The 13,222-nt window shown below is 56.8% G+C and carries 12 protein-coding genes; 2 read left to right on the top strand and 10 right to left on the bottom strand.

All coding sequences use genetic code 11. The annotated features are described in order from the left end of the window. Window positions 1–17: 17 nt before the first annotated feature. The 6 genes from N909_RS0117520 to N909_RS0117490 form a co-directional block, all read right to left on the bottom strand. Window positions 18–1,973, bottom strand: a complete 1,956-nt coding sequence (locus N909_RS0117520; protein WP_029917435.1) for a penicillin-binding protein — start codon at window positions 1,971–1,973, stop codon at window positions 18–20. Between the two features lies 1 nt (window position 1,974). After that, entirely contained in the window at window positions 1,975–2,292 is a 318-nt protein-coding gene (gene ftsL, locus N909_RS0117515; protein ID WP_162179138.1) for a cell division protein FtsL, read from the bottom strand. Window positions 2,293–2,330: 38 nt separating this feature from the next. Continuing rightward, complete coding sequence (gene rsmH, locus N909_RS0117510; protein WP_029917433.1) at window positions 2,331–3,272, bottom strand: 16S rRNA (cytosine(1402)-N(4))-methyltransferase RsmH; 942 nt, start codon at window positions 3,270–3,272, stop codon at window positions 2,331–2,333. Between the two features lie 2 nt (window positions 3,273–3,274). Then, complete coding sequence (gene mraZ, locus N909_RS0117505; protein ID WP_036684112.1) at window positions 3,275–3,718, bottom strand: division/cell wall cluster transcriptional repressor MraZ; 444 nt, start codon at window positions 3,716–3,718, stop codon at window positions 3,275–3,277. Window positions 3,719–4,379: 661 nt separating this feature from the next. Beyond that, complete coding sequence (locus tag N909_RS0117495; protein ID WP_029917430.1) at window positions 4,380–5,636, bottom strand: HlyC/CorC family transporter; 1,257 nt, start codon at window positions 5,634–5,636, stop codon at window positions 4,380–4,382. A 155-nt stretch (window positions 5,637–5,791) separates the two neighbouring features. Continuing rightward, window positions 5,792–6,034, bottom strand: a complete 243-nt coding sequence (locus N909_RS0117490) for a hypothetical protein (protein WP_029917429.1) — start codon at window positions 6,032–6,034, stop codon at window positions 5,792–5,794. Window positions 6,035–6,743: 709 nt separating this feature from the next. Here N909_RS0117490 and ligA point away from each other — a divergent pair. Together ligA and N909_RS0117480 are read left to right on the top strand one after the other, a co-directional pair. Beyond that, entirely contained in the window at window positions 6,744–8,771 is a 2,028-nt protein-coding gene (gene ligA / locus N909_RS0117485) for an NAD-dependent DNA ligase LigA (RefSeq protein ID WP_029917428.1), read from the top strand. A gap of 4 nt (window positions 8,772–8,775) precedes the next feature. Next, entirely contained in the window at window positions 8,776–9,054 is a 279-nt protein-coding gene (locus N909_RS0117480; RefSeq protein ID WP_029917427.1) for an acylphosphatase, read from the top strand. Window positions 9,055–9,060: 6 nt separating this feature from the next. Here the strand turns inward: N909_RS0117480 and N909_RS0117475 are convergent, their stop codons facing one another. From N909_RS0117475 to N909_RS0117460, 4 genes are all read right to left on the bottom strand, one after another. Further along, a complete protein-coding gene (locus N909_RS0117475) occupies window positions 9,061–9,882 on the bottom strand; it encodes an ABC transporter permease subunit (protein ID WP_029917426.1) in 822 nt (273 codons plus the stop codon). Further along, complete coding sequence (locus tag N909_RS0117470; protein WP_036684235.1) at window positions 9,875–10,816, bottom strand: ABC transporter permease subunit; 942 nt, start codon at window positions 10,814–10,816, stop codon at window positions 9,875–9,877. The genes N909_RS0117475 and N909_RS0117470 overlap by 8 nt, the downstream gene beginning before the upstream one ends. A 68-nt stretch (window positions 10,817–10,884) precedes the next feature. After that, complete coding sequence (locus tag N909_RS0117465) at window positions 10,885–12,027, bottom strand: ABC transporter ATP-binding protein (protein WP_029917424.1); 1,143 nt, start codon at window positions 12,025–12,027, stop codon at window positions 10,885–10,887. A gap of 6 nt (window positions 12,028–12,033) precedes the next feature. Then, window positions 12,034–13,128, bottom strand: coding sequence for a polyamine ABC transporter substrate-binding protein (locus N909_RS0117460; RefSeq protein ID WP_029917423.1), 1,095 nt, complete (start codon window positions 13,126–13,128; stop codon window positions 12,034–12,036). Between the last annotated feature and the right edge of the window lie 94 nt (window positions 13,129–13,222).

The raw sequence follows: 13,222 nt of genomic DNA, 5'->3' as shown, positions 1-13,222 counted from the left end.
GTCGATGGTTCTCTGGCTCAGGCCCCAAACTTGACCCAGGCTTCTTTCCCGTACGGGATGGTTTTACCGGGTGCGGGGAACTGATTGACGGCCTGCCCGCTCCCGGATAATTTCAAATTCAGTTTCAGTTCGGCCATGGTTCGCAGAACCTGCCGATAGCTCATGCCGTAAAAGTTCGGCATCCGTAGTCCGTCATTATCGGCGACATCCGGCAGCAGCGGCGCAAGATCGGGCAGCGGCTCCACATCCTGCTCGCCCTGAGCCAGATTCTCTACCGACCCCTTCGGCAAGACATTGAGGTGGTTCAAAGCCTGGCTGGCGATATGCGCAAATACCGGGGCGGCAATGACGCCACCGTAATCGGTCCCTTTCGGCTCGTCGACCGAGACCAGCATGACAATCGCCGGATTATCCGCCGGGACAAAGCCGATAAAGGAAGAGACGCTCTTATCGATGGAATAGCCACCGGCAACCGGGTCGACCTTTTGGGCCGTGCCGGTTTTGCCGGCGACTTCGTAGCCGGGAATCGCCGCCCTGGTCCCGGTCCCGCCGGGCTCGGTCACGCTCACCATCATCCTGCGCACTTCACGGGCGGTCTCTTCCGAAATCACCCGCCGCCGCACTTCCGGCAGCTGCTGGCGGATCACCTGGCCATCGGCATCGGTAATCTTTTCCACTAGATACGGCTTCATCAACAGGCCACCGTTGGCAATCGCCGCGGTGGCCGCCGCCAGCTGAATCGGAGTGACGCTGATCGCCTGACCGAAAGAAATCGCCGCCAGGTCGATTTCGAACCAGCGTGACGGCTTTTTCAACAGGCCGCTAACCTCGCCGGGCAGATCGACGCCGGTTGGTTCCCCGAAACCGAAATCACGGATATAAGAATAGGCCCGCTCCCGTTCCAGGGCCTTGCCGATTTTGGCAAAGCCGATATTGCTGCTGACCTTGAGAATTTTTTCAATGGTCAGGTTGGTATACCTTTTGTTGTGGTCACGGATAATTTTCCCGCCGACCGAATAACGCCCTTTTTCACAATAAATCTGCTGCCCGGGATGAATCACCCCCTCTTCCAGAGCGCTGGCCAGGATAATCGGCTTAAACGCGGAGCCGGGCTCGAAAACATCGCAAACAGCCCGATTACGCCGGGCTGCAGGGCGATACTTCCCCGGCATATTGGGGTTGTAGTCAGGCTGGCTCGCCAGGGCCAGAATCCTGCCGCTGGCCGGCTCGAGCATAATCACGGTTCCGCCGATCGCTCCGGATTCGCGCACCGCCCGGTCCAACTCCTTTTCGGCCACAAACTGCAGGGAACGGTCGAGGGTCAGAAACAGGTTATTGCCGGGCTTCCCGCCCTGCACCAGCTGCCCTTCCGAAGCCAGGCCGCGACCACGGGCATCGCGGGAGGAGACCAGCATGCCCGGCTCCCCCTGCAGCACGCCATCGTATTCAAGCTCGATCCCCTCAAGCCCTTTCGGATCCAGCCCGGTAAAACCAAGAACGTGCGCTGCAGTACTCGCCTGCGGGTAATAACGCTTGCGCTCCGGAACAAAATGCAGTCCGGCCAGTTTCAGCTCCCGGACCTGCTTGGCCAGCTGCGGATCCAATTTGCGCTGCAACCAGACAAAACGTTTCTTTTCCGACAGCAGTCGAACCAGTTCCGATTCGTTACTGTCCAACAGCTTGGCCAGCTTGGTAGCCGTCTCCTGCGGATTCTTGACCAGCTTGGGATCGGCATAGAGCGACTCGGCAGCCAGGCTCACCGCCAGGGGATCGCCGTTGCGATCATAAATGCTCCCCCGCTCCGGCGCCAGTTTGACCACCTGTTGACGTTGTTGTTCGGCCCGTTCTTGAAGTTCCGGGGCATGGACGATCTGCAGAAAACAGGCGCGCCCGGCAATCACCAGGAATGCCAGGATAAATGCCACCCCAAAAATGCGGATGCGCAGCTGAATTCCACTTTCCGTCAACGCCATATCATTCGACCCTGATGACCTGCCCGGGAGCTGGATAGCGCAGGCCCAATTTGGTTCGCGCCAGTTTTTCGATCCGTTCGTCTCTTGATAAAAAGGCGGTTTCCAGCCTCAATTCCTTGATCTGCTGCTGTTGCGCCCGAATGTCCCGTTCCAGACTGGAGATATCGTATTCAAGATTGATGGCATGAATTCTCGACCAGACAAACAACAAGGCCAGCAGTGACACCAGGACGATGGCCACAAAGACCGGAAACAGCCGAGGCCGCTGAAAAGAAAAATCGTTTATTCTGACAACTGATTGTGGCAGTGCCTGTGGCATTCTGACCCCCTTTTCCATAAACTGACCCCGTGGGGTGATCAGCAACGTTCAATCGCTCTTAAAACTGCACTTCGCGAGCGGGCATTGATTTCAATTTCTTCCTCTTGGGCCTTGATCCCCTTGCGGGTCAAAACCTTTACCTCAGGCGTCTTATTGCATTGGCAAACCGGCAACCGCGGCGGGCAGATGCAGCCTTTTGCCTTGTCCCGGAACAGTCTTTTGACAATCCGGTCTTCCAGGGAATGAAAACTGATCACAACCAGCCGCCCGCCCGGTTTCAGGAGTTCAATCCCCGCTTCCAGACCACGCTCGACCTGCCCCAATTCATCATTGACAAAAATCCGCAAAGCCTGGAAAACTCGTGTTGCCGGATGAATCCGGCTCGGCTTGCGACCTCCCGGCACCACATTGCGGACCAGCTCGGCCAATTCGCTGGTACGGGTCAATGGTTCCTGTTGCCGACGACGGACAATGGCCCCGGCGATACGCCGACTGAACCGCTCTTCGCCATAAGCAAAAAAGATCTGGACCAGCTCAGCTTCCTCCGCCTGGTTGATGACATCGGCCGCGGTTTTACCGCAGGTCGGGTCCATCCGCATATCCAGCGGAGCATCGAAACGAAAGGAGAACCCACGTTCCGGCGTATCCAGCTGATAGGAGGAGACCCCCAGGTCGAGCAGCATGCCATCCAGCGCCGCGATCCCGAGCTGCTGCAGAACCGCACCGGCTTGATCATAGGTCGCATGGTGCAAACTGATCTGGCCGGCAAACGGCTCAAGCACCCGTGCAGCTTCGGCTAATGCAGCAGGGTCACGATCCAGACCGATCAGGCGGATGCCGGCGGCTGCTTCCAGAATCAAGCGGGAATGCCCTGCTCCGCCCAGGGTCCCATCCAGATAGCAGCCGTCAACTTGGGGTTGCAACCAGTGCAGGACTTCGGCCGGCATGACTGAGAGGTGACCGAAATCGCTATCAGCCATAGTTAAAAGCCCAGATCCGCCTGCCCTTGCGCGTCCTCATCCAACAGCGCTTCGGACGCTGCGGCAATCTGGGCGTGGGCCTGCTGACTCCATATTTCAATTTTTTCAAACATGCCGATAACCACGACATCCTTATCCAGCCCGGCATGTTCACGCAGGGATTGGGGGATCTGAATCCTCCCCTGAGCATTGAAAGTGCATTCTTTGGCAGGGGCAATCCGATTGCGCAGATTCGCCTCGCGCAAAGGCCCCGGCTCCATGGCAAAAACTTTGGCGCAAATTTCGTCCCAGCGCTTCGGTGGATACGCGACCAAGCCGTTTTTATACTTCGTCACGAACAGGCCGTCGCTGGCATAGGTGTCACGCAGTTCTTCCCTGAAGGAAGCAGGAACACTGATCCTGCCCTTCAAGTCGATACTGACATTATATTCACCGGAGAACTTCATATGACACCCATTGACACTGTTTGACACCAGTTTGAAAAAATATAGCTGGCCGGTCAAGGACTGTCAAGGGGAAACACTCGCCTGGGATAATCTTTCAGAGCGGAAAAAACATGATATCACAAGGACTTGTCCATACCGAACAGAGCGTAGCCGGGGTCTTTCTCAGAACTATCCAATATTTATAAGGAAATGAGAACAGGCCAAGAAACAATAGAGGGGTTATTTGAGGAACGTAAGCCTGTGGGAGAATATGCCGGCGGCCGGAAATGCCTTACTCCCGATTGTTGTGAGAGCAGCGAAAGCGAACGTCTTTATAACGGGAACGAGAAAATCCAGGGCGGACACGATCAGCAAACGGACCGACCGGCTGAGACAAGGCTGTAACGGGTGCGGGTCTGCTTGTTTCGTCAAAAAAAGTTCGTTCAACATTTCATTTCACAAAGGGAAAAGCGCGGCCATCGCGCTAACCGGGGTCCTGCAACCGGCCCTTCAACGGGCCGCTAGTGTCCCGTTTGGTTAGTTATTTGAATTAATTTTGAGTCATTTTTGTTGCTGTCAAGGCGTGCCGCCGCAGGCCTAGCTGGGGCTAAGCCGAGAAGGCAGAACGTAGACAGCGGCAAAAATGACCGGAATTGGGATAGAGAACTAGCCGTACGGGACACTAGACTTTGGCATCGGAAATCAGCATTTCAACCTCTTCAATCCGCCGATCTTCCATCCTTCTCACCCTAAACAGCAGGGTCCCCTCTTCACAGGAGTCCCCCTCGACCGGGATTTTCCCCATAATCTGCAACAGATGGCCGGCCAGGGTGGTCACATGTTCTTCCGGAAGGTTCAGGTTAAAGCGTTTGTTCACCTCACGCAGCGGCATGGAGGCATCGAGCAGGTAGTGACCTTTGCCCAGCTCCCTGAAATCGACTTCGGCAACGTCGTACTCATCATGAATTTCGCCGACGATCTCCTCCACCACATCTTCCAAAGTCACGAGTCCTTCAACGCCGCCATATTCATCCACGACAATGGCCAGATGCTCACGTTTTTTCCGAAAGCTCTGTAACAGAACCGCGATCCGTTTCGACTCCGGAACATAATAGGGCGCGCGGCACAGGTCTTTAAGAGAAAATTGCTCGGTCTGGCCGACATAACTGAGAATATCCTTGGAATGCACCACCCCGACAATACTGTCGAGGCTTTCGCTGTAAACCGGAAAGCGGGAATGGCGAGCGTCACGGACAATGGCGAGGACTTCCTGAAAATTGCCGGAGATGTCGATGCCGACCACCTCGGTTCGCGGGATCATGACGTCACGAACCCGGGTTTCGGAAAGGTCGAAAATGCCGTGCAGCATCCGCCGCTGTTCGGCCGCGACCACCCCCGACTCTTCTCCGACCTGAATCATGGCCCGAATCTCGTCCTCCGATACCGACAGGCTCTCCGGGTTACTGTTGCGCATAAAGCTGGTCAGCAGTCGTGACAGGGATGAGACCACAAAAATGATCGGGGCCAGAACCCAGATGAGCAAACGAATCGGGTTGAGAACAATAAAGGACACCTTTTCCGGATATTGGGCGGAATAGGTTTTGGGGCAGACCTCGGAAAAAATCAACAACACCGGCGTCAGGATCAACACGGTCAACAGTTCCCCATTGTCCCCGAACCAGGTAACAAACAGCCCGGTGGCAATGACCGAAGCGGCAATATTGACCAGGTTGTTGCCAACCAGAATCCCGCTGAGCAGGCGATCCGGGTTATCCAGCAGTTTGGCAAGCTTATCGGCTCCGGGGTATTCCTTTTGCTGGAGAAAACGAACCCGCAGTTTATCAAGAGCAAGCAGTGCAGTTTCAGAACCGGAGAAAAATCCGGAAAAACACAATAATGCCAGCAGAGCCAGCAGCCTCCAGGTTGTTTCTTGAGTCATCCTTCCCCCGGGAATTTATCCATGTCCAATGAACGACATATTTGCTGATTTTTCAGCATGAAATAAAGCATAGCAAAAACATCACAAGTGGGGCGAAGTTTAGCGCAATTCTCATAAAAGTGGAAGTTTTTGAAGACTTTCGGTTTTTTCTTTTTTCAGCAAAAGAAAGCTGGAAATTGACATGCGACAACTTTGAGTTTTCTTGCTATGTGGACTTGCAATATCACCAGTAAAATCAAAGTCGCGGCCCCGCTGCCGCCTTCCTTTTTGTCCAGGCCAACAAAAAGGAAGCAAAAAATGGCCTTTTTAATTTCTCGGGAATTTCGTTTGTTCCGGAAGCCGGCTATGTTTGTGTTGGTCACTGGTGTTTCGGCAGGGTTGGTCAGCGTAGCATTCACGCACGGATCCTGGCCGCTGCTGGCCGGACCGTCGTCGAATGCGCCTGAACGAGAAGCGGGCTTCTCGTATCGGCGGAGGCAGGGGCTGCGGGATTGGTGGGGCGCTGGGTGAATGGGACAGTATCCGGTACTTGACGAACAACATCATCGGCAACGGATAAAGGCATACCCAAGCCACCTACGCAGAGCTGTCGCATCAACCTTCCCCACAGCTTGTCGCCCCGTCAAAAGGCTTGATTTTGTCAGGGGCTCATGCTGCGCCGATTTGTGCTCCACATAGCAATTCATCGGAGATGCTAACGCTTCCGTTCCCATCCCTGCCCAAATAGCCGAGCCCAGCAATGGCGCAGCGAGTAACCCAACAGGGTTGCTCCTCCAGAGAAATCAAAAGAGTTTTTTTTGCCTCCTTTTATTTTGCGATCAAAAAAAAGGAGGTCGGCTGTCGGGCCGAGACCCGACGGTTTCTATTGTTGATTAGCAAGTCGGTTCGGTCTCGCAACAAAAGCCAAATCCCCCTGAGTCCCCCTTTGCTGGGAAAATGCCAAGACAGGGATGAAACCACCCCCCTCCCCTTTTCACCTGTACCACAACCAATTTTTTAAGGTACATTTCAAGGATCATCCAAACAGCCCCTGATCGTTGCAACAAACCGTACTGCATGCTATAAGCCCTCAACAAATTGAACTTCGGTAACCCAAGGAACAAAGCAATGGCATCAGACACCCCGCTAGATTTTGAAGAAGCGCGCCAGCAGCATCAGCAATTGGCGACCAGCCTGCACCATCATAATTATCAGTATCATGCTCTGGACCGGCCTGAGATCAGCGACGCTGAATATGACCGGCTGATGCAGCAGCTGCTGCAACTTGAGCAGCAGTTCCCACAGCTGGTCACCCCGGAATCACCTTCGCAGCGGGTCGGCAGCACCCCGCTGGAAAGTTTCCCGCCGGCCCGGCATTCCCAACCGATGTTGTCCCTGGAAAACGCCTTCAACACCGCCGACTTGATCGAATTTGATGCCCGGATCAAACGGTTCCTCTCCAGCACCGCCGACATCGAGTATATCTGCGAACCGAAACTGGACGGGGTGGCGGTGGCCCTGACCTATGAGCAGGGCAAACTGGTGCGCGGCGCGACCCGCGGCAACGGTACGGTCGGCGAGGACATCACCCAGAATATCCGTACCATCAATGCGGTGCCCTTGCAATTGCGGGGGGATTTTCCGGAACGCCTCGAAGTCCGCGGCGAGGTCTACATGGAACTTGCCGCCTTCCGCCAGGTTAACGAACAGCGCCGCGAAGAAGGTGAAGCCACTTACGCCAACCCGCGCAACCTGACCGCCGGCAGCCTGCGTCAACTCGATGCCCGGCTGACCGCGGCGCGCCCGTTGACCATGTGCTGCTACGGCTGTGGCGAGATGTCTGGAGCAAGCCCGAAATCCCATATGGAACTGCTCGAAGCACTCAGCCGCTGGGGGCTCAAAGTCAACCTGGATATTGTCCGGGTCGTCCCGGCCATCGCCGGCGTTGCCGCCAGATACCTGGAACTGATGGAGCAGCGCGACGACCTGCCCTATGAAATCGACGGCATGGTGGTCAAGGTCAATGCCATCGAACTGCAACAGGAACTGGGGGAAAAGAGCCGCACACCGCGCTGGGCCATTGCCGGTAAGTTCCCGGCCCGCCAGGAACAGACCGTGGTGGAATCGGTTCGTCTTCAGGTCGGCCGCACCGGCGCTATCACCCCGGTGGCCAATCTGCGGCCGGTCAATGTCAGCGGCGTGACGGTGTCCAGCGCCAGCCTCCACAACTGGGATGAGATCGAACGGCTCGGGGTAATGATCGGCGATACGGTCGTGGTCGAGCGGGCCGGAGATGTCATCCCGGATATTGTCAAGGTCCTGACCGAGCATCGCACCGGCCAGGAACAACCCATCGTCCAGCCGGAGCGCTGCCCGGTCTGCAATTCCCTGGTGGTTCGCGAAGAAGGCGAAGTGGTGCCGCGCTGTCAGGGGGTCGATTGCCCGGCCCAGCTCAAGGAATCCCTCAAGCATTTCTGCTCCCGCGGCGCCATGGACATCGAAGGGCTCGGTGATAAATTTATCGATCAGATGTTGCGCCTGGAACTGGTCAGCAGTCTGGCCGACCTTTACCGGCTGAAGCGGGATGACCTGTTCCAGTTCGAGCGAATGGGCGAGAAATTGGCGGAGAACCTGCTCGGAGCCATTGCCGCAAGCAAGCAGCGGCCATTGGAAAACTTCATTTATGGCCTCGGCATCCGCCATGTCGGCAATCACCTGGCCAAGGTTCTGAGCCGCCGCTATCCCGACCTGGACGCCCTGGCCGAGGCCGACTATGATGAGCTTATTGAGCTGCACGAAATCGGCCCGCAGGTAGCCAAAAGCGTGACCCTGTTTTTTCGCACCGAGAGCAACCGACAGCTACTGGCCGAGCTGAAAAAACTGGGAGTCAAACCGCAAGCGTCCGCCAGCCAGCCCGCCGGAGAATTGTTTAAAGGAAAAACTTTCGTTTTCACCGGGGCACTGGAACGTTTTACCCGCAAGGAAGGGGAACATCTGGTCGAAGCCCAGGGCGGCCGAGCCAGCGGCTCGGTCAGTAAAAAAACCGATTATGTGGTAGCCGGCCCCGGTGCCGGCAGCAAGCTGGCCAAGGCCGAGCAGCTCGGTATCGCCGTACTGAGCGAAGAGGAGTTTTTACAGTTGCTCGAAAAGGAGTGATCGCGTGCCGCAAACAAGGGCGGAGGTTATTATCAGCGGCCGGGTGCAGGGGGTCGGTTTTCGCTACAGCACCTTCCGAGTCGCACAGCGGAACGGTCTGACCGGCTGGTGTCGAAACAATCCCGATCATACCGTAGCGGCCGTTTTTGAAGGTGAGCAGGAGGCCCTGGAAGCTATGCTGGAATGGTGTCGGCGGGGTCCAGCCCTGGCCCGGGTCGACGACGTTCAGGTCCGCTGGGGAGAAGCCACCGGCGAGTTCAGCACTTTTAGTATCGAGCCCTGAAACCGCTCAGCGCGGCAGCCGGCTGCGCTCGTGCCGCCGTTCCTGTCGGTGCAGCACAATCCCGGTCAGCACAATCCCGCTGGTGACCACCAACAGGATCAGACTGGCCAGGGCGTTGATGACCGGACTCACCCCCAGGCGGACGCTGGAATAGACCACCATCGGCAAGGTGGTGGCTCCCGGACCGGAGACAAAACTGGCGATCACCAGGTCATCCAGCGACAGCGTGAACGCCAGCAACCAACCGGCACTGATCGCCGGAGCGATCACCGGCAGGGTAATCAGCAAAAACACCTTCCACGGCCGGGCGCCCAAGTCCATCGCCGCCTCTTCCAAAGCAATATCCATATCGACCAACCGCGACTGCACCACCACCGTCACATAAGCGGCGCTGAAGGTTACATGAGCCAGCAGGATGGTGATCATCCCACGGGTTTCCGGCCAGCCGGTCAGCTGCTGCAGACCGACAAACAACAGCAACGTCGACAGCCCGATGATCACGTCCGGCATCACCAGCGGCGCGCCGACCATGCTGGAGAGGAATCCGCGCCCCCGAAAGCGTCCGAAGCGGGCCAGGGAGAAACCGGCGAACAGTCCCAGAACCACCGCCAGGCTGGCATTGAGGGCAGCAATTTTCAGGCTCAGCCAGGCTGCGGAAAGGATCTGCTCATCGGCAAACAGTTCCCGATACCAGTGCGTTGAAAAACCGCCCCAGACCGTGACCAAACGCGACTTGTTAAAGGAATAAATCACCAGCGAGACGATCGGCCCGTACAGAAAAGCATAACCGAACGCCAGCATGCTGAACAGGAACCAAGGCTTACGCATCGGGAGCTCCCTTCAGGCGTTCGGGCTGATCCTGGGTCCGTCCCTGAACCCGCTGAAAGAGGATCATCGGCACAACCAGCAGCAACAACAGCAATACCGCAATGGCCGAGGCCACCGGCCAATCGCGGTTGGTGAAAAATTCGTTCCAGAGAATCTTGCCGATCATCAGACTGTCCGGACCGCCGAGCAGGTCGGGGATGACGAACTCACCGACGGCCGGAATGAACACCAGCAGGCAGCCGGCAATCACTCCTGGCAAAGAGAGGGGAAAGGTCACGCTCCAGAAACTGCGTAGCGGCCGGCAGCCAAGATCCTCGGCCGCCTCGAGCAAACTTTGATCCAGCTTGATCAGGGTGGCGTAGAGGGGCAACACCATGAACGGCAGGTAGGAATAAACAATCCCCAAATATACGGCAAAATCGCTGTGCAGCAGCGGCAACGGCTGATCGATCACTCCCAGCCAGAGCAGCAGATTGTTGAGCAGGCCGTTATTCTTCAGCAGGCCAATCCAGGCATAGACGCGGATCAAAAAGCTGGTCCAGAACGGCAGAATCACCAGCATCAGCAGGACCAACCGCCAGCGCGCCCTGACCCGGGTAATTCCCAGGGCCATGGGATAACCGACCAGCAGGGTTAAAAATGCGGAAATCCCGGCCACCTTGATGGAATTGACAAAAGCCCGGAAATACAGCGAATCTTCCAGCAAGAGCAGATAGTTGGCGATATTCAGTCGGATCTGCAGCAGGCCGTCGGCCGAGAACTGAACCAAAGCTGAAAACGGTGGCAACGCCAGCAGCGATTCGGCAAAGCTGATCTTGAGGACGAACAGAAACGGGGCCAGGAAAAAGATACTGAACCAGAGGATCGGCACCAGGATGACCAGCGGCCGGCCGTGCAGGCGATGAGCAACCCCCTGCACCCGTCGCCAGCTCATCACCCTGACCAACCACAACCAGAAACGTCCGAACAGGGTCTGCGACAAGAGTGGAGATCGACGACTGCTCATGCGTCCAGGACCACTCCGCTGGACTGATGCCAGGTCAGCTGAACGGGTTGGTCCCAGGTCGGCCCGGGATTCTCACCCCGGTTACGGTTGGTCAGTTGCGCCTGCAGCAGCTGACCGCCGGTGGTGCGGATGTGATAGATGGAGATATCGCCGAGATAGGCAATTTCCGAGACAATACCGGAGATGGTGTTGACCGCGGCCGGAGCGGCAGCCGGCGCCTCAACCATGTGGACCTTCTCCGGCCGCAGCGCCACCGCGACCGGCGCGCCGATATCCATCGGCTTATGATGCTGGATCAGCAGTTCGCAGTCATAGGCATCACTGTAAATGCTCAGGCAATCCTCCTGCACCGCGAGAACCCGCCCCTCAATGACATTGGCGGCACCAACGAACTCGGCGATAAAACGGGTCGCCGGGTATTCGTAAATGTACGCCGGGGTGCCTAACTGGACAATGACCCCGTCGTTCATGACCGCCATCCGCGTTGACATGGTCATCGCCTCTTCCTGATCGTGGGTCACCATGATGAAAGTGATGCCGAGCTTTTCCTGGATGTTCACCAGTTCAAACTGGGTATGCTCACGCAATTTTTTATCCAACGCCCCAAGAGGTTCGTCAAGCAGCAGAATTTTGGGTCGTTTGACCAGCGCCCGGGCCAAAGCCACCCGCTGGCGCTGACCACCGGACAGCTGCTCCGGTCTGCGTCGGGCGTACTCGGTCATTTTGACCAGCTGCAGGGCGTCGTTCACCCGCTCCTGAATTTCCCCTTTCGGCAGTTTTTCCTGGCGCAGGCCGAAGGCGATGTTCCTTTCCACATTCATGTGGGGGAACAACGCATAGGACTGAAACATCATGTTGACCGGACGCTCATAGGGGGGGACATGGGTGATGTCCGTCCCATCGATGAAAATCCGCCCCGCCGTCGGCTGTTCGAATCCGGCCAGCATTCTCAGCAGGGTGGTCTTGCCGCACCCGGACGACCCGAGCAGGGAAAAGAACTCTCCACGATAGATATCGACGCTGACGTTGTCGACGGCGTACGTGTCACCGAACGTCTTGGTCACCCCTTCGATCCTCACCAACGGACTGGCGTTGACATCCTGCCAGGGTTCATAAGCCCTGGAATCCGGCCGGGCCATGTAGGATCAGTACCCGGTCTTGATGCGGGTCCAGGTTCTGGTCTTCAGACGCTGGATCTTGTTGGGCATGGCCGTAGGAACCACCAGCCGGGCCATGACCTCTTCCGGCGGATAGATACTCGGATCATTGCGGATACCTTCGTCAAGCAACGCGGTGGCATCTTTGTTGGGGTTGGCATAGGCGACATAATTACTAATCCCGGCAATCACCTGCGGCTCGAGCAGGTAATTGATAAAGGCGTGGGCTTCCTCCGGATGCGGGGCATCAGCCGGAATGGCCATGACATCGATCCACATGATGGCCCCTTCTCGGGGGATACTGTAAGCGACCTGCACTCCCTGGCCGGCTTCTTCAGCCCGGTCCCTGGCCTGCAAGACATCGCCGGAGTAGCCGTGGGCAACGCAGATGTCGCCGTTGGCCAGATCATTGATATATTGGGAGGAATGAAAGTAACGGATATAGGGGCGGACCTTGTTGATCACTTCGGCTGCCGCGGCAATATCTTCGGCAGAGGTGGAATTGGCATCCTTGCCGAGGTAAAGCAGGGCCGCACCGAGCGCCTCCTGCTCGTCGTCAAGCAGGGAGATGCCACAGTCGGCAAGCTTCGCAGCGTACTGCGGATTGAACAGCAGTTCCCAGGAATTGCGCGGCGCTTGCTCGCCAAGCAACGCTTTCACCTTGGCGACATTATAGCCGATCCCCGTGGTTCCCCACATATATGGGACCAGATGGGCATTGCCCGGATCCATGGCCTGCAGGATTTTCTCCACCATCGGATCAAGATGCTTCAGGTTCGTCAGTTGGCTTTTATCCAAAGTGGCATACAAACCGGCAGCGATGTGCCGGCCGGCAAAAGGGTGCGCCGAAGGGAAGACCACATCATAACCGGTGCGCCCGGCGAACAGTTTGGCTTCCAGAGTCTCATTGGCATCATAGACATCGTAAACAACCTTGATGCCGGTTGCTGCGGTAAAATTGGCAATCGTGTCTTCAGCAACATAATCGGACCAGTTGTAAACATTCACGACCCGATCTTCCGCCAACGCCGGTGTTGCCAGGCAACTGAACCATAGACATCCCCAAACCAATACCCACTTCATGGCAAACCTCCTTGCAACGGACAGACGATATAACGGCGACAGACAACGTCCTGACAGCCGGACAAAAATCAAGTTTCTGTATAATGTGACGCGG

Origin of the sequence: Pelobacter seleniigenes DSM 18267 (genome assembly GCF_000711225.1) — a bacterium.
In the GTDB taxonomy this organism is placed as follows: domain Bacteria; phylum Desulfobacterota; class Desulfuromonadia; order Desulfuromonadales; family Geopsychrobacteraceae; genus Seleniibacterium; species Seleniibacterium seleniigenes.
The sequence above is the reverse complement of the archived record's forward strand: the minus strand, read 5'-3'. Positions and strand labels throughout refer to the sequence as shown.